This is a genomic window from Microbacterium sp. CFBP 8794 (assembly GCF_014841235.1).
In the GTDB taxonomy this organism is placed as follows: Bacteria; Actinomycetota; Actinomycetes; order Actinomycetales; family Microbacteriaceae; genus Microbacterium.
Genome location: NZ_JACYTT010000002.1, coordinates 531,894 through 556,807 on the forward strand (window position 1 = coordinate 531,894; position 24,914 = coordinate 556,807).

The 24,914-nt window shown below is 70.8% G+C and carries 23 protein-coding genes and 2 tRNA genes; 7 read left to right on the plus strand and 18 right to left on the minus strand.

Annotated elements, in window-relative coordinates; all coding sequences use genetic code 11:
- Positions 1-120 precede the first annotated feature (120 nt).
- Positions 121-1,443, plus strand: a complete 1,323-nt coding sequence (locus IFU19_RS06385) for an O-acetylhomoserine aminocarboxypropyltransferase/cysteine synthase family protein (RefSeq protein ID WP_192013223.1) — start codon at positions 121-123, stop codon at positions 1,441-1,443.
- Positions 1,440-2,753, plus strand: coding sequence for an LLM class flavin-dependent oxidoreductase (locus tag IFU19_RS06390; RefSeq protein WP_192013224.1), 1,314 nt, complete (start codon positions 1,440-1,442; stop codon positions 2,751-2,753). The genes IFU19_RS06385 and IFU19_RS06390 overlap by 4 nt, the downstream gene beginning before the upstream one ends.
- Positions 2,754-2,957: 204 nt before the next feature.
- Here the strand turns inward: IFU19_RS06390 and IFU19_RS06395 are convergent, their stop codons facing one another.
- Positions 2,958-4,022 (minus strand): TerC family protein, encoded by a 1,065-nt coding sequence (locus IFU19_RS06395; RefSeq protein ID WP_055939785.1) that lies wholly within the window; start codon positions 4,020-4,022, stop codon positions 2,958-2,960.
- 155 nt (positions 4,023-4,177) lie between these two features.
- On the opposite strand from IFU19_RS06395, the gene IFU19_RS06400 reads away from it, so the two are divergent.
- The gene (locus IFU19_RS06400; RefSeq protein ID WP_192013225.1) at positions 4,178-4,732 is read left to right on the plus strand and encodes an RNA polymerase sigma factor; all 555 of its coding nucleotides are present in this window, start codon (positions 4,178-4,180) and stop codon (positions 4,730-4,732) included.
- Positions 4,729-5,811, plus strand: a complete 1,083-nt coding sequence (locus IFU19_RS06405; RefSeq protein ID WP_192013226.1) for a DUF4349 domain-containing protein — start codon at positions 4,729-4,731, stop codon at positions 5,809-5,811. The genes IFU19_RS06400 and IFU19_RS06405 overlap by 4 nt, the downstream gene beginning before the upstream one ends.
- Before the next feature lie 99 nt (positions 5,812-5,910).
- Here the strand turns inward: IFU19_RS06405 and IFU19_RS06410 are convergent.
- Positions 5,911-5,986 (minus strand) — tRNA-Glu (locus tag IFU19_RS06410).
- Between the two features lie 186 nt (positions 5,987-6,172).
- Between IFU19_RS06410 and IFU19_RS06415 the strand changes: the two genes are divergently transcribed.
- Positions 6,173-6,811 (plus strand): MBL fold metallo-hydrolase, encoded by a 639-nt coding sequence (locus tag IFU19_RS06415; RefSeq protein WP_192013227.1) that lies wholly within the window; start codon positions 6,173-6,175, stop codon positions 6,809-6,811.
- A gap of 169 nt (positions 6,812-6,980) precedes the next feature.
- Here the strand turns inward: IFU19_RS06415 and IFU19_RS06420 are convergent, their stop codons facing one another.
- The 5 genes from IFU19_RS06420 to IFU19_RS06440 form a co-directional block, all read right to left on the minus strand.
- Entirely contained in the window at positions 6,981-7,250 is a 270-nt protein-coding gene (locus IFU19_RS06420) for an HPr family phosphocarrier protein (RefSeq protein WP_192013228.1), read from the minus strand.
- A 28-nt stretch (positions 7,251-7,278) separates the two neighbouring features.
- A complete protein-coding gene (locus tag IFU19_RS06425) occupies positions 7,279-9,348 on the minus strand; it encodes a PTS fructose transporter subunit IIABC (protein ID WP_192013229.1) in 2,070 nt (689 codons plus the stop codon).
- Positions 9,349-9,367: 19 nt separating this feature from the next.
- The gene (locus IFU19_RS06430) at positions 9,368-10,333 is read right to left on the minus strand and encodes a 1-phosphofructokinase family hexose kinase (RefSeq protein WP_055939778.1); all 966 of its coding nucleotides are present in this window, start codon (positions 10,331-10,333) and stop codon (positions 9,368-9,370) included.
- Positions 10,330-11,112 carry a DeoR family transcriptional regulator gene (locus IFU19_RS06435; RefSeq protein WP_192013230.1) on the minus strand — a complete coding sequence of 261 codons (783 nt, stop codon included), beginning with the start codon at positions 11,110-11,112 and terminating at the stop codon, positions 10,330-10,332. Before IFU19_RS06435 ends, IFU19_RS06430 begins: the two co-directional genes overlap by 4 nt.
- 199 nt (positions 11,113-11,311) lie before the next feature.
- The gene (locus IFU19_RS06440; protein ID WP_192013231.1) at positions 11,312-12,328 is read right to left on the minus strand and encodes an SDR family NAD(P)-dependent oxidoreductase; all 1,017 of its coding nucleotides are present in this window, start codon (positions 12,326-12,328) and stop codon (positions 11,312-11,314) included.
- 102 nt (positions 12,329-12,430) lie between these two features.
- Between IFU19_RS06440 and IFU19_RS16580 the strand changes: the two genes are divergently transcribed.
- On the plus strand, positions 12,431-13,111 hold the full coding sequence (locus tag IFU19_RS16580; RefSeq protein ID WP_055939775.1) for a TetR/AcrR family transcriptional regulator C-terminal domain-containing protein: 681 nt from the start codon (positions 12,431-12,433) through the stop codon (positions 13,109-13,111).
- Between the two features lie 53 nt (positions 13,112-13,164).
- Here the strand turns inward: IFU19_RS16580 and IFU19_RS06450 are convergent, their stop codons facing one another.
- The 6 genes from IFU19_RS06450 to IFU19_RS06475 all read right to left on the minus strand — a co-directional run bounded on the left by IFU19_RS06450 (position 13,165) and on the right by IFU19_RS06475 (position 17,455).
- Positions 13,165-13,578: a hypothetical protein gene (locus IFU19_RS06450; protein ID WP_055836494.1), complete on the minus strand. Its 414-nt coding sequence runs from the start codon at positions 13,576-13,578 to the stop codon at positions 13,165-13,167.
- An 87-nt stretch (positions 13,579-13,665) separates the two neighbouring features.
- A complete protein-coding gene (locus tag IFU19_RS06455; RefSeq protein WP_055836492.1) occupies positions 13,666-13,878 on the minus strand; it encodes a hypothetical protein in 213 nt (70 codons plus the stop codon).
- A gap of 126 nt (positions 13,879-14,004) precedes the next feature.
- Positions 14,005-14,694, minus strand: coding sequence for a hypothetical protein (locus tag IFU19_RS06460; RefSeq protein WP_192013232.1), 690 nt, complete (start codon positions 14,692-14,694; stop codon positions 14,005-14,007).
- A 101-nt stretch (positions 14,695-14,795) separates the two neighbouring features.
- Positions 14,796-14,867 (minus strand) — tRNA-Gln (locus tag IFU19_RS06465).
- Between the two features lie 100 nt (positions 14,868-14,967).
- Entirely contained in the window at positions 14,968-16,482 is a 1,515-nt protein-coding gene (gltX, locus tag IFU19_RS06470) for a glutamate--tRNA ligase (protein ID WP_192013233.1), read from the minus strand.
- A gap of 10 nt (positions 16,483-16,492) precedes the next feature.
- Complete coding sequence (locus tag IFU19_RS06475) at positions 16,493-17,455, minus strand: LysR family transcriptional regulator (RefSeq protein WP_191914929.1); 963 nt, start codon at positions 17,453-17,455, stop codon at positions 16,493-16,495.
- A gap of 81 nt (positions 17,456-17,536) precedes the next feature.
- On the opposite strand from IFU19_RS06475, the gene IFU19_RS06480 reads away from it, so the two are divergent.
- Positions 17,537-18,625 carry an aminotransferase class V-fold PLP-dependent enzyme gene (locus tag IFU19_RS06480; RefSeq protein ID WP_055939769.1) on the plus strand — a complete coding sequence of 363 codons (1,089 nt, stop codon included), beginning with the start codon at positions 17,537-17,539 and terminating at the stop codon, positions 18,623-18,625.
- Between the two features lie 93 nt (positions 18,626-18,718).
- Here the strand turns inward: IFU19_RS06480 and IFU19_RS06485 are convergent, their stop codons facing one another.
- The 5 genes from IFU19_RS06485 to IFU19_RS06505 all read right to left on the minus strand — a co-directional run bounded on the left by IFU19_RS06485 (position 18,719) and on the right by IFU19_RS06505 (position 24,838).
- Positions 18,719-19,969: an MFS transporter gene (locus IFU19_RS06485; protein WP_192013234.1), complete on the minus strand. Its 1,251-nt coding sequence runs from the start codon at positions 19,967-19,969 to the stop codon at positions 18,719-18,721.
- Positions 19,962-20,729: a fumarylacetoacetate hydrolase family protein gene (locus tag IFU19_RS06490; protein WP_055836472.1), complete on the minus strand. Its 768-nt coding sequence runs from the start codon at positions 20,727-20,729 to the stop codon at positions 19,962-19,964. The genes IFU19_RS06485 and IFU19_RS06490 overlap by 8 nt, the downstream gene beginning before the upstream one ends.
- Positions 20,730-21,062: 333 nt before the next feature.
- Positions 21,063-22,169, minus strand: coding sequence for a branched-chain amino acid aminotransferase (locus IFU19_RS06495; RefSeq protein WP_055836469.1), 1,107 nt, complete (start codon positions 22,167-22,169; stop codon positions 21,063-21,065).
- Between the two features lie 55 nt (positions 22,170-22,224).
- Positions 22,225-23,274, minus strand: coding sequence for a 3-isopropylmalate dehydrogenase (locus tag IFU19_RS06500; protein WP_192013235.1), 1,050 nt, complete (start codon positions 23,272-23,274; stop codon positions 22,225-22,227).
- A gap of 25 nt (positions 23,275-23,299) precedes the next feature.
- A complete protein-coding gene (locus IFU19_RS06505; RefSeq protein ID WP_192013236.1) occupies positions 23,300-24,838 on the minus strand; it encodes an MFS transporter in 1,539 nt (512 codons plus the stop codon).
- Between the last annotated feature and the right edge of the window lie 76 nt (positions 24,839-24,914).

A 24,914-nucleotide genomic window follows, 5' to 3' on the forward strand; every position in this document is an offset into this window, starting at 1 on the left:
CGTCGGCGGCGCGGGAGGGAGAGAGCGCGGCGTCGACGACGTAACACGGCGCCGCACGTTTGGGCGCTCCCCGGCCCCGCGTGAAAGCCTGTCGACACGCCGCAGGAAGGAGCGTGCCGCATGGCCGCGAACGCAGAACCGGGATTCTCGACCCGACAGGTGCACGTGGGCGCCTCGACCGTGTCCGCGTCGCCGCGCGCGCTCCCGATCTACCTGACGGCCGGCTTCACGTTCACCGATCTCGACGAGTCCGCCGAGCACTTCGGCTCGGGCGCCGGCTTCGGCTACACCCGCACGGGCAACCCCACCGTCCAGGCGGTCGAGGAGCGTCTCGCCTCTCTCGAGGGCGGCGACCAGGCCGTGCTCGTCTCGAGCGGTCAAGCTGCCGTCACCGTCGCCCTGCTCGCACTCGCCGGCGCCGGCGATCACGTCGTCGTGTCGGAGCACATCTACGAGGGCACCCGCGGGCTCCTGCTCGACAACCTCGCACGCCTGGGGATCGAGACGACCTTCGTCGACGCCTCCGACCTCGACGCGTGGCGGGATGCCGTCACCCCGCTCACGCGCGCCTTCTTCGCCGAGACGCTCTCCAACGCCCGCAACGACGTGCTCGACATCGCCGCGGTCTCGACGATCGGGCGGCAGCAGGGCATCCCCCTCGTCGTGGACAGCACGTTCACCACCCCGTACCTCCTGCGGCCCCTCGAGCACGGCGCGGCCGTGGTCGTGCACTCGGCGAGCAAGTTCCTCGCCGGTCAGGGGGCCGTGCTCGGTGGCGTCATCGTCGACGACGGACGCTTCGACGCGGCGGCCTCGGGACACCGGTTCCCCCATCTCGTGCAGACCGACCGCCTGGGCGGGGCGAGCTACGCCGAGAAGCACGGCGGACGCGCGCGCGGGGCCTACATCCGCGAGAGCGTCGCCCCGCGGTTCGGTCCCTCGCCGTCGCCGCTCAACGCCTTCCTGATCGGCCAGGGCATCGAGACCCTCAGCCTGCGCGTCGAGCGGCAGTCGCAGAACGCCCTCGCCGTGGCGCGGTGGCTCGAGGAGCGCCCCGAGGTCGAGCGCGTCGACCACGTGGGCCTGGCATCGCACCCGCACCACGAGCTCGGTGCGCGCTACCTGCGCCGCGGCAGCGGCTCGGTGTTCACCGTGACCCTCCGCGGCGGTCTCGAAGCGGTCCGCCACGTCGTGCAATCGGTCGAGGTGATCACGCACATGACCCACCTGGGCGATGTGCGCTCGCTCGTGCTGCACCCGCAGAGCACCTCGCACGCCGCGCGCACGGTCGCCGAGCGCGAGCGCGCGGGGGTCTTCCCGGGCACGCTGCGCTTCTCGATCGGCATCGAAGACATCGACGACCTGCTCGCCGACCTCGCTCAGGCGCTCGACGGTCTCGCCGGGCTCTCGTCGGACGTCGAGCGAGAAGTGGTCGTGCTGTGAGCCGTCTGCAGCACTTCGGCTGGTTCCTCGCCCGCGGCTTCGGCCCCCACGGGTGGGGCCACCCCTACCTGCGGTGGAACCACCGGTGGACGGAGCCCGGGCTCTACCAGGACTCCGCCCGCACCCTGGAGCAGGCGGGCTTCGATCTGCTGATCATCGAAGACGCCCCCTCGCTGGGCAGCGCCGAGACCATCGATCTGCGCGTGCGCCACGCGTTCGGCGGCCCCAAGCACGATCCCCTGCTGCTCGCCCCCTACCTCTTCGCCGCCACGCGGCACCTCGGCGTCGTGCCCACGGTCAACCCGGCGGCGTACCTGCCGTACACGGCCGCCCGGCAGTTCGCGACCCTTCAGCACCTGAGCGGGCACCGACTGGGGCTGAACGTCGTGACCGACACCGGCAGCGCCCGGCACTTCTCCCCCGCCCCTCAGCTCGGACACGATGCGGCCTACGACCGCGCCGAGGAGTGGCTCAGCGGCATCCGGGACCTCTGGCGCAGCTGGGGTGAAGGCGCGCTCGTCGAGGACGAGGGCAGCGGCGTCTACGCCGACGGAACGAATCTGCACGCCACGCGCCACCGCGGCGAGCACTTCGGCTTCGACGGTCCGCTGAATGCCGTTCCCTTCACCGACGGCGAGCCGGCGATCGTGTCACCCGGCGGCTCCGGGCGGGGCCTGTCGTTCGCCGGGCACAACTCCGACGTGCAACTGGCGCTGGCACCCCTCGACGAGGCGAGCATCCGCGCCTACCGCGGACGCATCCACACCGCAGCGGAAGCCGCGGGGCGCTCGGCCGACGACATCAAGATCCTGTTCGCCATCCAGCCCGTGCTCGTGTCGTCGCCGGAAGAAGCCGACCGCCTGGTCGCGGCATCCGCCCACCCCGACGACGAGGCGCTGATCGCGATCGCCCGCAAGCAGTCCAGCGACCTCGAGACCGATCTGACGGCCCTCGATCTGGACCGCCCGCTGGACCGGTCGATCTTCGGCGAGCACGTGTCGGAGGGCAGCATCCGGCGACTCGTCGGGAAGCACGACGACGACGCTCCGCTGCGCACACTGCTGGGCGCCCACGCACGCCTCGGACGACTGAACGACGGCAGCGGCTTCGTGGGGACGGCCGACGAGTTCGCCGACCGCATCGAAGAGCTCGGCACCTGGGGCAACGACGGCGTGCTGCTGTGGGGCGACCTGCACCCGGTCACCGTGCACCGCGTGCTCGACGACCTGGTCCCGATCCTGCGTCGGCGCGGCATTCTGCGCGAGGAGTACGTCGACGGCGGCCTGCACGCGAACCTCCGCGCGTTCTGAGCGCCCCGGCGCGACACCGTGTCCCACTTCGTGCAGGAAATCAGTCATCCACCCGCACAAAGTGGGACACGCCACAGAGCGCCGCCCCAGCCTCGCGCGTGATGTCCCACTTGGTGCAGAAAGACCGGCGTTCACCTGCACGAAGTGGGACACGCCCGCCTCGGGGCTGACGCGTGTGCCCAGGAGGGCGTGCGAGGCGAAACGTCAGTCGCGCTCGGGGTGCTCCACCGTCGTCGGGGTGCCCTTCTCGTCGGCGACGTCGGCCGCGGCATCCTGTGCGCCGACGGCGGCGGGCTCGCGACGGGCGGCGATCAGGCTGGCGACGGTGGCGACCGCCATCGACACGATGATCACGGCGAGCGACACCCACGTCGAGATCTCCGGCGCCCATTCGATCGGTTCGCCGTTGTTGAGGAAGGGCAGCTCGTTGACGTGCATCGCGTGGAAGACGAGCTTCACGCCGATGAACGCCAGGATGAACGCGATCCCGTAGTGCAGGTACTTGAGGCGATCGAGCAGGTCGCCGAGCAGGAAGTAGAGCTGGCGCAGCCCCATCAGCGCGAAGAGGTTCGCGGTGAAGACGATGAACGGGCTCTGCGTGATGCCGAAGATCGCCGGGATCGAGTCGATCGCGAACAGCAGATCGGTGACGCCGATCGCGACGAAGACGATGATCATCGGGGTGAACAGCTTCTTGCCGTCGACGCGCGTGACGATCTTCTTGCCGTCGTACGCGTCGCTCATCGGCAGGGCGCGGCGCAGCGTCCGCACGATGAGGTTCTCTTTCTGCGAGTCGCCGTCGTGATCGGAGCCGGGGAACGCCTGCCGGATCGCGGTGTAGACCAGGAAGGCGCCGAAGAGGTAGAAGATCGGGCTGAAGTTCTCGATGATCGTGGCGCCCACGAGGATGAACGCCCCGCGCAGGATGAGCGCGATGATGATGCCCACCATCAGCACCTCCTGCTGATAGCGCCGGGGCACGGCGAACTGCCCCATGATCAGCACGAACACGAAGAGGTTGTCGATCGACAGGCTGTACTCGGTCAACCACCCGGCGACGAACTGCCCGGCGACCTCTCCCCCGGCGACGATCCACAGCACACCCGCGAAGATCAGGGCGAGCGTGACGTAGAACACGACCCACAGCGTCGATTCCTTCGCCGCGGGGATGTGCGGGCGCTTGAGGATGATGAGCAGGTCGGCGACCAGGATCAGCACCAGGACCACCAGAGTGACCGTCTGGAAGACGGGGTCGAGCTGCAGCTCCATGGCGGGGCCTTTCGTCGGGGAAACGCTCGATTCTATCGGGTGCCCGGCTCCGGCCCCGCCCCTCGTCCCCACCGGATGCGAGACGATCACGCGCGGGCGGACACCTCTCAGTGAGAGAGTGCTCACGGGAATCGACCGGGAGCGGGACGGATGCCATGACCCACGACGTCATCGACGACAGGGCCCTCGTGGCGCGCGCCGCCGGCGGGTCGGAGGTCGCGTACCGCGAGCTGTACCGCGCGTACGCGCGTCCGGTGTACTGGATCGCCTTCGGCCTGGTGGGCGACGCGAGCGACGCGGAGGACGTCGTGCAAGAGACGTTCGTGGTCGCGTGGCGGAAGATCCCGTCGTTGCGACTGGAGGGGGCGTCGCTCCTCCCCTGGCTCGCGACGGTGTGCCGGCTGCAGGCGCAGAACCGCCTGCGGGCGCGTCGGCGCCACGGATCGCACGCGGCGCTGGACGACGAGATCCCCGGGGTCATCGACGTCGAGGCGCAGGTCGTGCAGGCCCAGACGGTGGCGGCCATCCTCGCGGCCGTCGACCGCCTGAGCGAGCTGGACCGCGAGATCTTCCGCCTGTGCGCCGCGGAGGGGTACGGCTATGAGGCCGCCGCCGCGGAGCTCGGCGTATCCCACGGCACCGTGCGCAACCGCCTCTCCCGTATCCGCTCCCGGGTACGCGCCACCGCGATGGAGACCGAGACCCCATGACCAGCCCCACCCTCCCCTCGCTTCCCGCCGACCGCGTGGATGCCATCGAGAACGCCGTCTTCGCGCGCATCGGCCAGGAGCGCGACCGCGTGCGCCGACGCCGTCGCGGCATCTGGACGGGGGTCGGCGCAGCCGCCGCCGTCGTGGTGATCGCGGCCGTGGTCGGCACCACCCTGACCACCTCCCAGAGCTCCGGCGGGTCGGCGGCGGCCGGCTCCGGCGCGGCCGAGGGCGCCGCGTGGGCCGGCGAGCGGTTGGACGTCGGAAGCGCCGACAGCGCGCCCGCAGCCCCGAGGCAGGAGGGGGCCGCGGGGTCGGACGCAGCGGGAGAGTCCGCGGTCGCTCTCGACGCGAGCACTCGAGACGCCGGCACCCGGGACATCGTCGCCACCGGGTCGAGCACCGTGGAGGTCGACGATCTCACCGCGGCGATCGACACGATCTCGGCCACGGCGACCAGCGTCGGCGGATACGTCGAGTCGTCCCAGCTGGGCGGTGGCGCGATGGGCCTGCCGATCGACGGCTCCGCCGCCGTGTCACCGACGTCGTCGGGCTGGATCACCGTGCGCGTACCCGCCGACACCCTCGCCTCGGTGATGGACGGCCTCCGCGAGGTCGGCGAGGTCACGGCGACGAGCGTCACCCGCTCCGACGTGACCGAGCAAGCCGTCGACCTGCGTGCCCGGGTGTCGGCCGGAGAGGCCTCGGTGGCGCGCCTCACCGAACTCCTCGCCCAAGCGGCATCGGTGTCCGACCTCATCACCGCGGAGTCCGCACTCGCGGAGCGTCAGGCGCAACTCGACAGCGACCGGCAGGTGCTGCAGTCGGTCGAGTCGCAGGTGGCGATGTCGACGCTGAGCGTGCAACTGACCGAGCCCGCGGCATCCGTCACCGCCGACCCCGCCGGCTTCGGCGACGGGCTCATCGCCGGCTGGAACGGCCTCGTCGCGACGCTGAACGGCGTCGTCATCGGCCTGGGGTTCCTGCTGCCGTGGATCGCCGTCGCGGGAGTCGTCTTCGCCGTGGTCTGGGGGACGCGTCGCCTGGTGCGTCGGCGCCGCGCCGCGAGCGAGGACTGAGACGGGTTCAGGCCCGGAGCCGCGCGGGCGCGCCACCGAGGCGCAAGAACCCGAGACACGAAAAAGGCCCCGACCACATGGTCGGAGCCTTTTTCTCTGTGGTGACCCCAGCGGGATTCGAACCCGCGTTACCGCCGTGAGAGGGCAGCGTACTAGGCCGCTATACGATGGGGCCGCTTCGCAACGGTTCAAGTATGCACCACGAATTGCGCGCACGCAAAATCGGGGCCGGAACCACCGAATTCCCGGGCGTGTCCGGCCACGGTACCGCGAGAACGCGGTGGGCGGAAGAGGCGATAGCCCGACTTCGCCTCCCCCGCCAGCGGTTGCCGCCCGCGCGGTCGCGGAGTTCACTGGGAGCATGCGCCTCACGAAGCACGAACACGCCGCCCTGGTCCTCGTCGAGTCGGGACACACCCTCGTCGTCGACCCCGGGAGCTTCACCTCGCCGCTCGAAGACCTCGTCGGTCTCGTCGGCGTCGTCATCACCCACGAACACGCCGACCACTGGACGGCCGATCACCTCACGCGCCTGCAGAAGGCCCACCCCGGCGTTCCGATCTACGGTCCCGAGGGCGTGGTGCACGCGGCCGCCGGGTTCGACGTCATCGCGGTCTCCCCCGGCGATCGCCTCGACGTGGGCCCCTTCCACCTGGAGTTCTTCGGCGGGACGCACGCGGTCATCCACGAGTCGATCCCGAACGTCGACAACGTCGGCGTGCTCGTCAACGACGCGCTGTACTACCCCGGCGATTCGTATGCTGTCCCCAAACGCTCGAAGGTGCATCTGCTGGCCGCGCCCGTCGGTGCCCCGTGGCTGAAGATCGGCGACGCCATCGACTTCGTCCTCGACGTCAAGCCCGACCGTGTGTTCGCCACCCACGACATGACCCTGTCGACGGCGGGCAAGCAGATGGGCGCCGCGCGCCTCACCTGGGCCGCGGAGCAGAACGGCGGATCGTTCGTCGATCTGCAGCCCGGCGACACAGTCGACGTCTGAGGCTCGGACCGGGCCACACTCCTGAACGATCCGCGCGCCCGGGCCCTTCGGCGGCCGACAGCCCGCACCGATCGGCGAAACTCAGGAGTTCGGCCCGCCACCCGTACGCGAAACACCGGATGCCACGAGCCCTGGGGCCCGTGGCATCCGGTGTTGTGAAGCGCGGTGCTTACTGCGCGTCGAGGTCGGTCTCGAGAAGAGCGACGAGCTCGTCGAGCGCCTGCTCGGCGCCGTCGCCCTCGGCCTTCAGGGTCACGACGGTGCCGCGACCGGCACCCAGGCCCATGAGCGAGAGGATGCTGCCGGCGTTGAGGTCGGCACCGCCCTCGGCTGCGATCGTGACGGGGATCTTCTTCTCCTGCACGGCCTGCACGAAGAGCTTCGCGGGACGGGCGTGGAGGCCCGAGGCGCTGGCGATGGTGGCCTGACGTTCTGCCATGGTGAATCCTCTCGATTCGACGGGGGTATTACGCGGCGACCGTGGCCGCGGGAGCGGTCTCGGCGACGGACGGGTCCTTCTGAGCGCCGATGCGCTTGAGCGCGACGACGATCAGCGCCGTCACGACCGTACCCAACGCGATTGCGAGCGCGAAACCCCAGAAGGGGTTGATCGCGAAGAACACGAACACGCCGCCGTGCGGGGCGAACGACTGCACGCCGATGATCATGCTGAGTCCACCGGTGATCGCACCGCCCACCATCGAGGCGGGGATGACGCGCAGCGGGTCGGCGGCGGCGAACGGAATCGCGCCCTCGGAGATGAACGAAGCACCCAGCAGCCAGGCTGCGGCGCCGTTCTCACGCTCGACCGGCGTGAACCGGCCGCGGGCGAGCACGGTCGAGGCCAGCGCCATCGCGAGCGGCGGCACCATGCCCGCGGCCATGACCGCGGCCATGATCAGGTACGGCGTGGTGTTGGACTGGGTGGCGGCGGCGAGGCCCGTGGTGGCGAAGACGTAGGCGACCTTGTTGACCGGGCCACCGAGGTCGAAGCACATCATGAGGCCGAGGATCACGCCCAGCACGATCGCGCCGGCACCGCTGCCCGCGAGGCCGGTGAGGCCCTCGGTGAGGGCGGCCATGAGCGAGGCGATCGGGCGTCCGAGGAAGAGGATCATCAGCCCCGAGGCGAAGATCGAGCCGAGGAAGGGCACGATCACCACCGGCATGAGGCCGCGCAGCCACCGCGGGGCGTCGAAGCGACCGAGCCACCAGGCGATGAAACCGGCGAGCAGACCACCGATGATGCCGCCGATGAAGCCGGCGTTCATGAGCACGGCGACGGCACCGGCGACGAAGCCCGGGGCGATGCCGGGGCGATCGGCGATCGCGTAGGCGATGAAGCCCGCGAGCACGGCCACGATGAAGCCCATCGAGGTCGACCCGATCATGAACGCGACCGAGCCGAGGTACTGGCCCAGCGGGCCGAACGACGACGTGATGCCTTCGGTCGGCAGATCCCACAGCGAGTTCTGGATGATGACGTTGGCCGCGTTCTGCGTGACCTGGTATCCGCCGAGAAGGAACCCGAGGGCGATCAGCAGACCGCCACCGGCGACGAACGGGATCATGTAGCTGACACCGGTCAGCAGCCACCGCTGGATGCGGCGGCCGACCGACTGCTGGGCGGTGGGGGCCTCGGCGGCACCCGCACCGGCGGCACCGCCCTGCACGCGCGCGGCGTTCGGGTTGTCGCTGGCGGCGAGGGCCTCGGCGATGAGCTGCTTCGGCTGCTCGATACCGCGCTTGACGCCGGCGCGCACGACGGGCTTGCCCGCGAAGCGCTGGGGTTCGCGCACGTCGACGTCGACCGCGAAGATCACGGCGTCGGCGTCGTCGATGACGCTCTGCGGCAGGGCCTTGTAGCCGCTCGAGCCCTGCGGCTCCACGATCAGCTCGACGCCCTCGGTCTCGGCGCCGGCGGCGGTGAGCGCGTCGGCGGCCATGAAGGTGTGGGCGATGCCGGTGGCGCACGCGGTGACCGCCACGATCTTCTTCGTGCGGCCCGCGGCACGGGTCTCGGCGCGCGTGGCGGTGGGGGCTGCCGCGGCGGCAGGTGCTGCGGCGGGGGCCGAAGCGGCGGGGGCCGGGGTCACGGCATCCGTGATGATGCGCACGGCGTCCGCGGGCGTCTGCGCGGCGCGCAGACCCGACATGAAGTCGTTGTTCATGAGGCTCCGCGCGAGCTGCGACAGCACCGCCAGGTGCGCCTCGTCGGCACCGGCGGGCGCGGCGATGAGGAACACGATGTCGGCGGGGCCGTCGGGGGCGCCGAAGTCGACCCCGGGCGTCAGACGCGCGAACGCGAGGGTCGGCTCGGTGACCGAGGCGCTGCGGGCGTGCGGAATTCCGATGCCGCCGGGCAGGCCGGTCTCGTCCTTCTGCTCACGGGCCCAGGCGTCGTCGAAGAGTTCCTGGGCGCTGGTCGCGCGACCCTGCGCGACGACGCGCTCGGCCAGGGCACGGATCACCGACTGCTTGTCGGTGCCCAGGGGCGCGTCGAGGGTGACGAGCTCCGCGGTGATGATGTCGGACATTGTCTGGTGACCTCCGTGGTCAGGATGTTGCGGTGTGGGTGGAGAAGTCGGAGACGGCGATCGTGCCCGCGGGCAGATCGGCCGGTGTCGGGGCCTGAGTCCCCGGCAGGGTCGCGGCGGCGGCGCCGTACGAGATGCTCCGCGCGAGACGGTCGGGAGCCGAGGCTCCCTCGAGGTCGGCCAGCAGGTAGCCGGCGAGCGAGCTGTCGCCCGCGCCGACCGTGCTGGCGACCTGGATTCGGGGGGCGCGACCGCGCCACGCGCCGTCGGCCGTGAACAGCAGGGCACCATCGGCCCCGAGGGTCACGAGGGCGGATGCCACCCGCTCGGGCACGAGCGTGCGTGCACGGCGGGTCGCTTCGGTGAGCACATCGGCGTCGCCGGCGGCGTCTTCGCCGACGAGCTCGGCGAGCTCTTCGTGGTTGGGCTTGATGAGGTCGGGACGGGCGGTGGCGACCACCGCGGCCAGGGCCGGGCCCGAGGCGTCGACCGCGACGCGCGGAGCGGCGGCGCCCCAGCGTACGCGGACCGCGGTGATGAGATCGGCGTAGAACGAGGCCGGAACGCCCGGCGGCAGCGATCCGGCGAGCACGAGCCACGTGGCGCCCTCGGCCGCGGCGACGACGCCGGCGACCAGAGCCTCGGCTTCGGCGCCGGACAGCTCGGCACCCGGCAGGTTGAGCTTGGTGGTCTCGCCCGCCGGGTCGGTGATGGTGAGGTTGGCCCGGGCGCGCCCCGCCACCTCGACCAGGTCGAGGGCGATGGCGGTGTCTTCGAGCAGCATCCGGTACGGGTCGTGCGCGTTGACGGGGACGACGGCGCGCGCGGGGGCTCCGGCCGCCGTGACCACGCGGGCGACGTTGACGCCTTTGCCGCCGGCGTCTTCTCGAGACGAGAGCGCGCGTTGCACCTCACCGGGGGCGAGGGCGTCGGAGAGCACCACAGCGCGGTCGGCCGAAGGGTTGGCGGTCAGGGTGACGATCATGCGACACGCACCTCGACGTCGGCGTCGGCCAGGGCCTCCGCGAGCGGGGTGGGCGGGGCCGCGTCGGTGACGAGCACGTCGATCTCGTCGAGTCGGGCGAAACGCACGAGCAGTTCCTCTCCGAACTTGGCCGCGTCGGCGACGAGTACGACGCGACGGGCCGACTGGATGATGGCGGTCTTGACGGCGGCCTCGTCGGGATCGGGCGTGCTGAGCCCGAAGCCGGCGCTCAGACCGTTCGTGCCGACGAAGGCGATGTCGGGGCGCAGCTGGCCGATGGTGCGAACGGTGTGCGCACCGACGGCCGCGGCGGTCACCCCGCGTACCCGTCCGCCGATGGTGGTGAGCGAGAGACGCTCCTCGCCCGCGAGCAGGTGCGCCGCCTCGAGCGAGTGCGTGACGACCTCGACCCCGGAGCCGGCGTCGAGCGCGGCGGGGAGCATCGCGGCCACGGCGGCGGGCGTCGTTCCGCCGTCGAGGAAGATCGACCCGCGGAAGTCCGCTCCGAGAAGGCCGGCCGCCTCGGCGGCGATCGCGCGCTTGGCGTCACGGCGGCGCTCACGCCGCTCGGTGAGCGAGGACTCCGCCGTGCTGGCCCGGTCGATACCGACCGCCCCACCGTGCACGCGGCGCAGAGATCCGGTGCCCTCGAGGCGGTCGAGGTCGCGGCGCACGGTCTCGGTCGTCACGTCGAAGCGGCGGGCCAGGTCGATGACGCTGACGCGTCCGACCTCGCGCAGTTCGCGCTCGATGAGCTGCTGGCGCTCCATTGCGTACACGGGATCTCCTTCGAAGATTCCCACACGATACAACACGAAACAACACACAGCAATACTCCGCGGCATCCAGGTCCGTACCGACGCGAGGAACGTGACCGGGCCGCCCGAGCCGGGTGTCGAGGACACCGGGCCGCCCGAGCCGGGTGTCGAGGAGACGGGTCTGCGCGCTCCGCGGCACCCGCCCCCTCGACACGGGCGACTACTGCACCGACCACCCGCCGTCGGAGGGCAGGATCGCCCCGTTGATGTTCACCGCGTCGTCGCTGAGCAGGAACGTGATGGACGCGGCGAGCTTCTCGGCGGTGGCGATCGTCGGGATCGCCTGCTGGAACGGCGCCAGGCGGGCGGATCCTGCCGCAGAGGGGTGGGCGGACATCGGGATGCCGGTGGCGACGCCGCCCGGTGCGACCGCGTTGACGCGCAGCCCCTGCGGCCCGTACATGAACGCGGCGCTCCGCGTCAGACCGATCACGCCGTGCTTGGACACCGTGTACGCGTTCCCGGAGGCGTTGCCTCGCAGCCCCGCCTCGGAAGTGACGTTCACGATCGCCCCGGACCCCGCCGCGAGCATGAGCGGAACGACGGCGCGCGACAGCTTGAAGCCCCCGGTGAGATTGATACCGATCACTCGATCCCACATCTCGTCACTGGTTTCGTGCAGAGGCGAGAAGTCGTCGTTGATGCCGGCGACGTTCGCCAGGCCGTCGATGCGGTCCCCGGCGGCTGCGACGATCTCGTCGATGTCCTGCTGCCGCGTGATGTCTCCCACGACGACGACCATCTCGGCGCCCTCGGCGGCGGCCGCGGTCTCGGCGAGTCGGTCGCGGCTGATGTCGACCGCCACGACCCGACCACCCTCTCGCGCGATGCGCACGGCCGTCGCACGACCGATCCCGCCGGCGGCACCGGTGACGACGATCGTCTTCCCCGCGAATCGACCCGGTGTGATCTTCTCCACCCATCCCGCCGAGTCCCCCGACGGCGGAACGACCCCGTCGTTCGCGCGCAAGACCAGATCGTCGACCACGGATTGCGGCATCTTGCCCTGACTCATCGTCACGAGCTGCTGCAGCGGGAGTCCCCGGACGGGACCCAGGGCGTCATCGCCCACTCCGGACTCCCGTAGGAGTCCGCGGATCAGCGGGCCGCCGACGGGATGCTCCAACCATGAGCCGATGGTGCTGTCGGCGGTCACGTGTCCCGATGTCCCGGCCATTGCGTTCTCCTTCTGTTGAGGCGGCGCCCCCCAGTGAGACGACCATGCTCAGAGTAAGTATTCACGCCCGTGAATACAATCGTCGACGCCTAGGATGGACGGGTGACCGACGACGAGACGACCCCGGACGGGCCTCGGCGCGGGCGCGGCACCCGCGCCGGACTCACCGCGGCCCGGATCGTCGAGGCGGCGCGAGACCTGGACGCGGAGACGATCACCGTCAAGGCCGTCGCCGACCGACTCGGCGTCGACCGCGCGGCGGTGCATCATCACGTCAGCGACGTGGGCGCCCTTCGACAGGCCGTGGCCTTCGAGGCGTTCACCGGAAACTTCGGCACCCTTGCTCTTCCCCCGGATGCCGATTGGCGGCAAGCGTGTCGACTCCTGGCGCTGTCGATGCACGGTGCCGTGCTCGCCGCCAAGGGTCTCGGCGTGTACGTGCGCCTCACGGCTGCCAACGTCGCGCTCCTCGAGCCCGTCGATCGCACCCTGCGCATCATGACGGAGGCCGGTTTCGATGACGAGACCGCCGCCCGTAGTCTGGCGGCGCTCACCAGCATGGCCGGCGCTCTGGCACGCGAGCAACTCATCGCGCAGCAGCCGTCGGGGCACCCGCAGGTTCCGGAACTGCGTCTCGCACTCGACGAGGCGGAGAGCGCACACCTCCCGGCCCTTCGACGCTTCGCTCGAGCCGACCTCGTCGATTTCGACGACACGCAGCTGCAGATGAGCATCGACCTTCTGCTCGAGGGAATGGCCGCGCGGCTCACGAACACCCGCTGAGGACCCCGCGGTGAGGCACGTACCCGGACGGAGTCCTCGCGCGTGCTTTCCCGTCAGGGAGCGACGACCGAGATCGTGAACGCGATCTGCTGGCCGTCGGGGCCGGTGAGCGTCGCCGTCGTGGTGCCCACCTTGCGCGCCTCGAACCCCGGACGGAAGACGGCGCCCTCCGACGCTCCGCCGGCCGAGAACTCCGCGATCGTGGGATCGGCCGTCGTCCCGCTCCACTCGGCTTCGGTGCCGTCGGGCACCGCGAGCACGAGGGCGGTCGCCACGACGACCGTCGCGTCGCGAGTGTCGAGTTCTCCGGGCGAGACGACGGTCGGCGGAAGCGCCTGCGAGCCAATGGACGCCGCGGGGCTCGCGCTCGAACCCGTCACCGGCGTGTCGCCCGACGCGGAGGGAGTGCATCCCGCGACCAGCAGCGGGAGGGCGACGACAGCGACGACGAGGGACCAACGCTTCACGGGTGACCTGCTTCCGGCTCCGGCCCGTCGACGCGGGCACTGAGGGGATCGTAGCGAAGCCATGCTCACCCCCGACGAACGCGCCCCCTACTCCTCCGGCGACGTGCTGTCGTCGACGGCGGTCACCGGGATCTCGATCGACGAGATCGACGTCTCACCGAGCCCGAGCAGAGCGGGCGACGCGACGTCGAGCGGAGCGTCGTCGGGCAGGACCTCGGCGCGACTGCGCGGCCGCTGGGGCTCGCCGGGAAGGCCCGCCCACTCGCTCGGTTCTTCGGGACGCTGCACGAAAAGACCCATGGCCCCATTCTCGCTCGTCACGACCGGTCGTGCATCGCCTCTCGGATGACCACGACCCGGCGGGGGCCGATCTCCCCCACGCGAAACCGGATGCCGTTCCTCGCGCCACACGCGCCCCTCGCCCGATCAGCGGGCGAAGACGTACTGCAACGAGAGTCGCCCGTCGGCGTCGACCGCGACGTGGGCCGAGACCGTGATGCTGCCGAGGGGCGTGGGCGGCAGGCTCGCCGTGGTCGCCTGGCCCTCGGCGCGGGCCGCGTCGCCGACCTGTTGCGCGAGGGTGGCGACGTCGGCCTCGGACCATCCCCACTGAGCCGCCCGTTGCTCGAGGTCGGCGCGGATGCTGACCCACGTCGTGCTCGAGGCCGGCTGCACGCTCACCGCCGACAGGCGATCGCCGCCCGTCGCGAGCGCGAACCACGTCACGCCCGAGAAATCCAGGGACTCCCCGTCGGCCCGCACCGTCACCGTGAGCGGCACGAGGGTCTCTACCGGGGTGTCCGCGTCGGCGGGAAGGCCCAGGTCGCTGGCCGACGCCGAGGTCGTCAGATCGATGACGACGGCGCGCTGCCGGTTGAAGAAGTCGGTCCCGGCGCGGTCGAATCGGGATTGTCCGTCCGACAGCTCTTGGTCGGCCGACGGCGCGGGATCCTCGACGACCCACCAGGAGTTCGCCATCGCGTACGCGCCGACGCCGACGGCCGCGCAGATGACGACGACCACCGACAGGGTGATCCACGTCGCGAGCTGCTCCCTGCGTCGGCGCCGCTGCTGCGCCGACCGAGGCCGCGGGGGCGGCGGTGTGGTTCGGGTCATGCGGCGTACCCCTTCGCGAGTGCGGCATCACGTCGGGGCGGGAAGAAAGCAAAAGCCCCGGCTTCTCGCAACATACGCGATGACCGGGGCTTTTCGTCTTGCTGGGGTACCTGGACTCGAACCAAGAACAACGGAACCAGAAACCGCCGTGTTGCCAATTACACCATACCCCAAGGCGGTGAGCCGTAACTCGTGCCGAGGGACAAGCTTACGCGACGTCGGCCCGAGTGCCAAAACGGGGCCGGCCCGCGCGCGTCGCGTGGGCCGTTCCGTTCAACCCAGGTGCTGCACCAGGGCGCCGAGACGGCGGAGGGTGTCGGCCTTGCCGAGAAGTTCCATCGACTCGAACAGCGGCGGCGACACCCGGCGGCCCGTGAGGGCGACGCGCGGGGGGCCGAAGGCGACGCGGGGCTTGAGCCCCAGCTCGTCGACCAGAGCGGTCGACAACGCCGCCTGCACGGCCTCGGTGGTGAAGGCGGACTCGGGTACGAGCTCGAGGGCGGCGACCGAGGCGACCAGCACCTCGCCCGCGTTGGCCGGAAGGCCCTTCAGGGCGTCCTCGGCGTACTCCACGTCGGAGACGAACAAGAACCCGAGCATCCCCGGGACCTCACCGAGCAGCTGCACGCGCTCCTGCACGAGGGGCGCGGCCGACGCGATGATCGCGCGGTGCTCCTCGCTCGGCTGCTCAGCGATGAGACCCGCACCCGCGAGGTAGGGGACGATCCGCGACGCGAAGTCATCGGCATCCAACATTCGGATGTGGTCGCCGTTGATCGCCTCGGCCTTCTTCTGGTCGAAGCGCGCCGGGTTGGGGTTGACGTCGGCGATGTCGAACGCGGCGATCATCTCGTCGAGCGAGAACACGTCGCGGTCGCTCGCGAGCGACCATCCGAGCAGCGACAGGTAGTTGAGCAGGCCCTCGTGGATGAAGCCCTTCTCGCGCTGCAGGAACAGGTCGGCCTGCGGGTCGCGCTTGGAGAGCTTCTTGTTGCCGGTCTCGCCCAGCACGAGCGGCATGTGTCCGAAGCGCGGAACGTAATCGGTGACGCCGGCGTCGAGCAGCGCACGATAGAGCGCGAGCTGGCGAGCGGTGGACGGCATGAGGTCTTCGCCGCGGATGACGTGGGTGATGCCCATGAGAGCGTCGTCGACGGGGTTCACGAACGTGTACAGCGGGATGCCACCGGCACGGACGACCACGAAGTCGGGGAACGATCCGGCCGGGAACGTCACCTCTCCGCGGATGAGGTCGACGTAGGTGAGGTCTTCGTCGGGCACGCGCACGCGCCACGCGGGCTCGCGCCCCTCGGCGCGGAAGGCGGCCTTCTGCTCGTCGGTGAGGTCGCGGTCGTAGTTGTCGTAGCCGAGCTGCTTGGCCCGACCGTTGGCCGCGTTGCGCGCGTCGATCTCGTCGGCGGTGGAGTAGCTCTCGTACACGGCCCCGGCCGCGATGAGCTTGTCGAGCACCTCACGGTAGATGTCGTGACGCTGGGACTGCCGGTACGGCGCGTGCGGGCCGCCCACCTCGACACCCTCGTCCCAGTCGATGTTCATCCACCGCAGCGCCTCGAGCAGCTGCTGGTAGCTCTCTTCACTGTCGCGCGCGGCGTCGGTGTCTTCGATGCGGAAGACGAGTTTGCCGCCGTTGTGCCGGGCGTAGGCCCAGTTGAACAGGACGGTGCGGATGAGACCTACGTGCGGCAGACCCGTCGGAGACGGGCAGAAGCGGACGCGAACGTCGGCGCCGGAGGCGGTCGTGGTGCGGGGATCAGGCGTGGCAGACATCGCCTCGATCCTACCGGCGGGCGGTGCCGCTTCCCGAGAGACGGAGGTGATCGGCGAGCACGTCGGTCACCACCTCGAGAGCCGCCCCCACGGCGGGAACGTGCTCCGCTCCCCGCGCGGTGACCACGTGCAGGGTGCGCGCCTCGGCGGCCGGCAGACGGGGAGCGGCGATTCCGGCGAGCAGGGGCAGCGACACCACGGCCATGCGCGGCAGGATCGCCATGCCGACCCCCTGGGCGACGAGGGCTTCGACCGCGATGAAGTTGTCGGTCTCGAACGCGATGTCCGGCGTGAATCCGGCCCGCCCGCAGGCCTCGAGCAGGTGTCCGCGGCACTGCGGGCAGCCCGCGATCCAGCGCTCCCCCGCGAGCCGCGACAGATCGATCGGGTCGTGGGCGGCGGCGGGGTGCCCGATGGGCACGACCACGACGGTGTCGTCGTCGCCGATCACCCGCGCCGAGAGTCCGGATGCCGCGGACTCCAGGTGTTCGCGCCGATCACCCGGGTAACTGTAGGTCAGGGCGATGTCGGCACGGTTCTCGCGCACGGCGGAGATCGCTTCGGGCGGCTCGGCCTCGATGAAGCTGATCGAGACTCCCGGACGCCGGGCGGTGACCGCGGCGATCACGCGCGGCACGACCGTCGACGAGGCAGAGGGGAACGCCGCGATGCGCACACGCCCCGCGCGGAGCCCCCGCAGCTCGGCGAGGTCGCCGGCGGCCGCGTCGAGCGCGGTGGTGACGGTCGCTGCGTGCCGAGCGAGCACCAGCCCGGCCTCGGTGAGCCGGATGCCGCGTCCGACCCGCTCGACGATCGGCAACCCGGCGCGCCGCTCGAGCCGACGCAGCTGCTGGCTCACGGCGGGCTGGCTGTAACCGAGCGCGCGGGCGGCGGCGGTGATGGACCCCGTGTCGGCGATCGCCTTGACGACGCGGAGGGCGTTCGCATCGAGGACGTCGTCTGTCTCGCTCATCCCCATACATAAGCATTCTTGATGCTTCTCATGCAACACCTGCCCTGGTGCAATGACCCGTTCGGCGGGAACCTGTAATACATGAGCAGCCTCACCTCGCACTTCGCCGGTGGCCGCGACTACCTCGCCGCCTGCACCCTCGGCCTCCCGCCGCGAGCGACGGTCGCCGCCGTCCGCGCCGACCTCGAGTCCGCGGCGTCCGGTCGTCCTGACGTCGTCGCGGCGTCGCTGGCCGTCGAGCAGGCCCGATCGTCGTTCGCCCGCTTGGTGTGCGCGCCCGTCGGCGACGTGGCCATCGGCTCGCAGACCTCGGTGCTGGTCTCGCTCATCGCCGCGTCGGTGCCCGACGGTGCCGAGGTGCTCTGCGCCGAGGGCGACTTCTCGTCGCTCGTGGCGCCCTTCGTCCACGCGGGACGCGGCATCCGCCTGCGCACCGCTCCCCTGCACGAACTCGCCGATGCGGTCTCGCCCGACACGTGGCTCGTGGCGTTCTCGCTGGTGCAGTCGGCGACCGGCGAGGTGGCGGATGCCGCCGGCATCGCCGCCGCCGCGGCGCGAGCGGGCGCCCGCACCCTCTGCGACCTCACTCAGGCCGCGGGGTGGCTTCCGATCGACGCGACGATGTTCGACGCGACGGTGTGCCACACCTACAAATGGCTGTGCTGCCCCCGCGGAGTGGCGTTCCTCACGATCGATCCCGAGTTCGCGCGCGAGATCCGTCCGGTGCAGGCCGGCTGGTACTCGGGCGACGACCCGTGGTCGTCGTGCTATGGCACCGGCGGCACGCTGGCATCCGACGCCCGACGCTTCGACGTGTCACCCGCCTGGCAGGCGTTCGTCGGTGCAGCTCCCGCTCTCGCTCTCTTCGCCGACGCCGACATCACCGCCATCTACGCCCACGCCACCGGGCTCGCGGCGCGCTTCCGCGACGGTCTCGGCCTGGCTCACCCCGCCCGCCCCTCGGCGATCGTGACGTGGCCGGATGCCACGGGCGAAGCCCTCGCCCAGCTCACCGCCCACGGCATCACGGCGTCGGGACGCGCAGGCCGCGCGCGGGTGGCGTTCCACGTGTTCAACGACGAGCTCGACGTCGACCGCGCCCTGCACGCCCTCGGCGTGCGCAATGCCTCCGACCTGTCCCCGTTCGACGGCCTGGTCTACGCGATCTGACCGCGCCCCGGCGCCCCGGCGCTCCCGCGCGTCGCGCGGGAGTCGCCAGAGATCGTCGCTTCGGGGGTCTCCGAAGCGACAGATTCTCGCGGCTCACGCGGGGGTGCGGGTCCGGCGCAGCAGGATCGCGCTCAGGCAGACCGTCGACACCGGGACCAGAGCCCAGAGCGCCAGGCCGTCGTAGCCCACCGCCCCGAGGATCAGGCCGGCGAGCACCGATCCCACCGCCGCGCACGCGGTCATGAGGGTGTCACTGCGGCCCTGTCGGCGCGGACGGAGCGCGAGCGGGGTTGCCTCGGTGAGCAGCGCCGCGCCCGACACTGTTGCCGCGCTCCAGCCCAGCCCCAGCAGCACGAGCGCGACCAACACCCCCGCCTGCGAATCCGGCAGCGTGGCGGCGACGGCGAGCGAAGCCGCCAGCAGCACCTGCCCGAGCACGATGACGCGGATGCGGCCGAACCGATCGGCGAGGGCGCCGAACACCGGCGACAGCCCGTACATGCCGAACACGTGCGCGGCGATCGTGACACCGACGGCGAGGGTCACGGCATCCGGAGCCACGATGTGCGACAGATGCACCGGCGTCATCGCCATCACCGACGCCATCGTCACGTGCGAGGCGGCGACGGCCAGCATGGCGAAGCGGGCGAGGCCGGGGTGATCGGCCTGCGGAGCGGGCGCGGAGGCGGATGCCGTCTTCTCGCGGTCGAGACGTTGAGCGAGCAGCAGTGGGTCGGGACGCAGGACCAGCACGTACAGCGCGAACGCGCAGACCTGGGCGGCGAACGAGAAGAGGTAGGCGCCGGTCAGGCGCGGCATGCCGACGCTCGCCCCGATCAGCTCCCCCGGCGCGAGGAGCAGGGGCCCCACGACCCCGCCGACGGTGGTCGCCCACACCACCGTCGCCAGATCGCGGCCGCGGCGGGCGGTGCTCGAGAGGTCGGTGGCGGCGAAGCGCGACTGCAGGGTCGCGGCGTTGCCGGCACCGATGAGCGCGATCCCCACGAGCAGCAGGGGGAAGAGCCGAAGACCCGCCGCGGCGATGACGACGACGATTCCGATCAGGGCCGCGACGTTCCCCGTGGTGAGGGCGACCCGCCGACCGCGGCGCCCCGCCAGGCGCGCGAGCGGGATCGCCGTCAACGCCGCACCGAGCGTGACCGCCGCCGTGGCGAAGCCCGACAGCGCCTCCTGCCCCGAGAGGTCGGCGGCCAGAAGAGCGCCGAGCGACAGCGTCGCGCCGAATGCCACGCCGGTGAGCACCTGTCCCGCCGCCAGCACCCGCACGGTGCGGCGCTGAGCGGCGGCGAGGTCGATACCCGCCGGCGCGGCGAGGTCAGGCATCGCGCGCGGTGTTGCGCAGCACCCCGATGCCGCTGACCTCGATCTCGATCGTGTCGCCGGCGTCGAAGGGACCGACGCCCGCCGGGGTGCCGGTGAGGATCAGGTCTCCCGGGAGCAGGGTGAACACCGCCGACGCGTACGCGACGAGTGCACCGATGCCGTGGATCATGTCGGAGACCGGCCCCTGCTGACGCACCTCGCCGTTGACGCGCGTGGTGATCGCGGCGGCGTCGAGATCGAGGTCGGTCTCGATGACGGGGCCGACGGGGCAGAACGTGTCGAAGCCCTTCGCCCGCGACCACTGCCCGTCGGAACGCTGCAGGTCGCGCGCCGTGACGTCGTTGGCGACGGTGTAACCGAAGATGTACTCGCTCGCCCGCTCGGCGGGGACGTTCTTGGCGATGCGGCCGATGACGACGGCGAGTTCGCCCTCGTAGTCGGTGTGCGAGGTCAGGCTCGTGGGGCGCACGATCACGTCGCCCGTCCCGATGACCGAGGTGTTCGGCTTGAGGAACATCAGGGGCTCAGCGGGGGCTTCGCCGCCCATCTCGGCCGCGTGATCGTGGTAGTTCTTGCCGATGCAGACGACCTTCGAGCGCGGGATGACCGGCGCGAGCAGGGCGACCTCGCCCAGCGGAACGCGCTCCCCCGTCGTCTCGAACCCGGCGAACATCGGGTCGCCGGCGAGCACCACGAGCTCACCGTCGTCGACGATGCCGTAGCGGATGGACTCCTGGTAGCTGAATCGAGCGATCTTCACCGCTCCAGCCTATCGGCGGGCTCCGACACGCCCATCTCGGCCGTCCGGGCGCCGGCCCGACGAGCTGCCCGGCCCCAGCCGCACGGCCCCAGGCGCACGCCCTGTCTCCGGCCCGACACGCACGCCCTGTCGCTGGCCCGCCCTGCACCTGTGCGACGACGGGCCAGGCCCGCGCAGACCGCTCCCCGCGATGAACGCCGATCCTCGCGACACACGCCGCGGCGCAGAGTGTCTCGGGAAGGACCGTGGTCATCGGGCGCGGGTGAGGCCGCCCTCGATGAAAAACGGAGGGACCCCCGGTCGCCCGGGAGTCCCTCCGTCCGTCGCCACGATTCAGGCGTCGAGGCGGTAGAGCCAGCCGTGCTTGTCTTCGGCGCGACCGTACTGGATGTCGGTGAGCTCCTGGCGCAGCTCGAGAGCCAGGGTGCCCGTGGGCTGCTCGTCGATGAAGTCGCGACCCTTGAGCAGACCGATCGGGGTGACGACGGCGGCGGTGCCGCAGGCGAACACCTCGACGATGTCTCCGGATGCCACACCCTGGCGCCATTCGTCGAGCGAGACGTTGCGCCCCACGACGTGGTGACCGCGGTCGCGGGCCAGCTGCAGCAGCGAGTCGCGCGTGATGCCCTCGAGGATCGAGTCGGACTGCGGGGTGACGATCGTGCCGTCTTTGTAGACGAACACCACGTTCATGCCGCCGAGTTCTTCGACGTTGCGGTCCTGGTCGAGGAAGACGACCTGGTCGCACTCGTTCTCGTAGGCCTCGGACTGCGGCAGCAGGCTCGCGGCGTAGTTGCCGCCGGTCTTCGCCGCTCCCGTGCCGCCCTTACCGGCGCGGGAGTAATCCTCACTGAGCCAGATCGAGACCGGCTTCACGCCGCCCTTGAAGTAGGCGCCGGCCGGGCTCGCGATGAGGTAGTAGGCGACCTTGTGCGCGGGCCGCACGCCCAGGAACGCCTCTTTCGCGAACATGAACGGGCGCAGGTACAGGCTCTGGTCTTCGCCGGAGGGCACCCAGGCGCCGTCGACGGCGATGAGCTCGCGCAGCGACTGCAGGAAGTAGGGCACGGGCAGCTCGGGCAGCGCCAGGCGCCGCGCGGAGCGCTGCAGACGGCGACCGTTCTGGTCGGGACGGAACGTGTGCACCGATCCGTCGGCGTGGCGGTAGGCCTTGATGCCCTCGAAGATCTCTTGGCCGTAGTGCAGGACGGCCGCGGCCGGGTCGAGCGAGATCGGGCCGTACGGCGAGACGCGCGGGCGGTGCCAGCCGCCGCGGACCGACCAGCAGATGTCGACCATGTGGTCGGTGAAGCTCTGCCCGAAGCCGGGAGCGGCCAGGATCGCGTCGCGATCGGCCGCGTTCTTGGCCGCGAGGTTACGGGTGACCGAGAACTCGAGCGGGTCGAGTCCGGTGTCGGGGTCGGTGTCGATGGTCGTCATCAGTGATCCAAAATCTGTCGATTGCGCGGAGGCGATGCGGGCCGATCCGTCCAGGTTACGCCTGGACGCCGGCGGCGATGGCGTCGCCGATCTGGGCGGTAGTGCGGGCGCCGGCGCGGCTCGCGATGTCGCTCTCGACCGCGCGGGTGATGCGGGCGGATTCGTCGGTGAGCCCGAGGTGGTCGAGCAGCAGGGCGACGGAGAGGATCGCGGCCGTGGGATCGGCCTTCTGGGTGCCCGCGATGTCGGGCGCCGATCCGTGGACGGGCTCGAACATCGAGGGGAACGCGCCGTCGGGGTTGATGTTGCCCGATGCGGCGAGGCCGATGCCACCGGTGACGGCGCCGGCCAGGTCGGTCAGGATGTCTCCGAAGAGGTTGTCGGTGACGATCACGTCGAAGCGGCCCGGGTTCGTGACGAGGAAGATGGTTGCCGCGTCGACGTGCAGGTAGTCTACGGCGACCCCCGGGAACTCGGATGCCACCGCGTCGACGATGCGCTTCCACATGCCGCCCGCGTGCACGAGCACGTTGGTCTTGTGCACGAGGGTGAGCGTCTGGCGGCGACGTTCGGCGAGGGCGAAGGCGTAGCGGACGACGCGCTCGATTCCGAAGGCCGTGTTGACCGAGGTCTCGTTCGCGATCTCGTGCGGGGTGCCCTGTCGGATGGAGCCGCCGTTGCCCACGTAGGGCCCCTCGGTGCCCTCGCGCACGACGACGAAATCGATCTCGCCCGGGTCGGCGAGCGGGCCGGAGGCTCCGGGGTACAGCTTCGACGGACGCAGGTTGACGTAGTGGTCGAGCGCGAAACGCAGCTTCAGCAGCAGCCCGCGTTCGATGTTCGCGTTCTTCAGGCGCGGGTCGCCGGGCACTCCCCCGACCGCGCCGAGCAGGATCGCGTCGTGTGCGGCGATGGCGGCGAGGTCGTCGTCGGTGAGCGTGTCGCCGGTCTCGAGGTAGCGACCCGCGCCGAGCGAGAGCGGGGTCTTCTCGAACGTGACGTCGGATGCGGCGGTGACGGCGTCGAGGACCTTGACGGCCTCGGCTACCACCTCGGGACCGATGCCATCACCGGGAATGACGGCCAGCTTCACGACACGCGACATCGCTCTCCTCAGAGCTCGGGGCACGTCACTTCTTCGACGTGCTGCGGGATCCTCCCAGGGTAGTGGCAGCGATCACGGCGGCGACGACGATCAGCCCCGCACCGATGAGCGCGGTGATCACGACGCCCGAGTCGAAGGCGTGCGCCGCCGCGAGACGCAGCGACTCGGCGAGAGAGGGGTCGGAGAGGGTGTTCGACACCGCCACGGCTCCGGCCAGGGTCTCGCGCGCAGCCTGCGCTGCTTCTTCGGGCAGACCCGCCGGCAGCACGAGCTGCGCTCGATAGAAGGCGGCGAGGATGCCACCGAGTACCGCCGTGCCGAGCACGGCACCCACCTCGTACGCGGTCTCGGAGACCGCGCTGGCGGCCCCGGCCTTGGCGGACGGTGCGCTGGAGAGGATGAGCTCGTTCGACACCGTCTCGGCGGCGCCGATCCCGATGCCCAGCAGCGCGAAGGCGATGATCAGCAGGGCGAGGTCGGCCGTGGAGATCGCGACCATCACGTACGCCACCACCGAGAACGACAGTGCGACGGGGACGACGACGCGGGGCGAGAAACGCTTCGCCACGGCCACGACGGCCAGACCCGAGATGATCATCAACACGAGTCCGGGGAGCAGGGCGAAGCCCGCGACCATCGGCGACAGCCCGACCACCAGCTGAAGGTGCTGAGCCACGAAGTAGAGGAAGCCCACCAGGCCGACCACGCTGAGCAGGTTGACCAGGATGGCGCCCGAGAAGGTGCCCTGGCGGAACAGGGTCATGTCGAGCATGGGCGAGAGAAGGCGACGCTGTCGACGGACGAAGAGCCAGCCGAAGGCGACGCCCACGACGAAGAGCACGGGTGCGAGCGAGATCGGTCCCTCGACGGCCAGCTTCTTGATGCCGTAGACGATCGGCACCATGGTGGCGAGGGAGAGCAGCACGCTGAGGGGGTCGAAACGACCCGGGGCGGGGTCGCGGCTCTCGGGGACGAAGAAGGGGGCGAGGATCAGCAGCGGCACCAGCACGGGTACGGCCATCAGGAACACCGAGCCCCACGAGAAGTGCTCGAGCAGGAAGCCGCCGACGATGGGGCCCAGAGCGGCACCGGCCGAGAAGCCGGAGGCCCAGACGGCGATGGCGATGCGGCGCTGATCGCGGTCGCGGAAGATGGTGCGCAGCAGCGACAACGTCGACGGCATGAGCATGGCACCGAAGACGCCCATGAGGGCGCGACCGGTGATCAGCAGGGCCGCGGTGGGCGCGAACGCCGACAGCGCGGACACGGCGGCGAAGCCGATGGCCCCGATGAGGAGCATGCGGCGGCGACCGAAGCGATCGCCGAGGGTGCCCATGGTGACGAGCAGCCCGGCCAGCACGAGCGGGTAGACGTCGATGATCCACAGCTGCTCGATGCTCGACGGCTGCAGCGCCAGCGAGATCTCGGGCAGCGCGAAGCTCAGCACCGTGTTGTCGACCGAGACGAGCAGCACGGGCAGCATGAGCACCGCCAGCGCGAACCATCCCCGCCACCCCGCGCGGGTCACGGTGATCTCATGGGTGGGCAACGACGAGGTGAGCATTTTCGGATTCCGTTTCTAAACCGTCCAGCCGGTATAGTAACAGAGTGTCAGCCCCATCCGCCAGTACGATCGAGGA

Coding starts and splice junctions, on each gene's coding strand:
- IFU19_RS06385 (WP_192013223.1), top strand. CDS start 121: ATGGCCGCGAACGCAGAACCGGGATTCTCGACCCGACAGGTGCACGTG.
- IFU19_RS06395 (WP_055939785.1), bottom strand. CDS start 4,022: ATGGAGCTGCAGCTCGACCCCGTCTTCCAGACGGTCACTCTGGTGGTC.
- IFU19_RS06400 (WP_192013225.1), top strand. CDS start 4,178: ATGACCCACGACGTCATCGACGACAGGGCCCTCGTGGCGCGCGCCGCC.
- IFU19_RS06405 (WP_192013226.1), top strand. CDS start 4,729: ATGACCAGCCCCACCCTCCCCTCGCTTCCCGCCGACCGCGTGGATGCC.
- IFU19_RS06415 (WP_192013227.1), top strand. CDS start 6,173: ATGCGCCTCACGAAGCACGAACACGCCGCCCTGGTCCTCGTCGAGTCG.
- IFU19_RS06420 (WP_192013228.1), bottom strand. CDS start 7,250: ATGGCAGAACGTCAGGCCACCATCGCCAGCGCCTCGGGCCTCCACGCC.
- IFU19_RS06425 (WP_192013229.1), bottom strand. CDS start 9,348: ATGTCCGACATCATCACCGCGGAGCTCGTCACCCTCGACGCGCCCCTG.
- IFU19_RS06430 (WP_055939778.1), bottom strand. CDS start 10,333: ATGATCGTCACCCTGACCGCCAACCCTTCGGCCGACCGCGCTGTGGTG.
- IFU19_RS06440 (WP_192013231.1), bottom strand. CDS start 12,328: ATGGCCGGGACATCGGGACACGTGACCGCCGACAGCACCATCGGCTCA.
- IFU19_RS06455 (WP_055836492.1), bottom strand. CDS start 13,878: ATGGGTCTTTTCGTGCAGCGTCCCGAAGAACCGAGCGAGTGGGCGGGC.
- IFU19_RS06460 (WP_192013232.1), bottom strand. CDS start 14,694: ATGACCCGAACCACACCGCCGCCCCCGCGGCCTCGGTCGGCGCAGCAG.
- gltX (WP_192013233.1), bottom strand. CDS start 16,482: ATGTCTGCCACGCCTGATCCCCGCACCACGACCGCCTCCGGCGCCGAC.
- IFU19_RS06475 (WP_191914929.1), bottom strand. CDS start 17,455: ATGAGCGAGACAGACGACGTCCTCGATGCGAACGCCCTCCGCGTCGTC.
- IFU19_RS06480 (WP_055939769.1), top strand. CDS start 17,537: ATGAGCAGCCTCACCTCGCACTTCGCCGGTGGCCGCGACTACCTCGCC.
- IFU19_RS06485 (WP_192013234.1), bottom strand. CDS start 19,969: ATGCCTGACCTCGCCGCGCCGGCGGGTATCGACCTCGCCGCCGCTCAG.
- IFU19_RS06495 (WP_055836469.1), bottom strand. CDS start 22,169: ATGACGACCATCGACACCGACCCCGACACCGGACTCGACCCGCTCGAG.
- IFU19_RS06500 (WP_192013235.1), bottom strand. CDS start 23,274: ATGTCGCGTGTCGTGAAGCTGGCCGTCATTCCCGGTGATGGCATCGGT.
- IFU19_RS06505 (WP_192013236.1), bottom strand. CDS start 24,838: ATGCTCACCTCGTCGTTGCCCACCCATGAGATCACCGTGACCCGCGCG.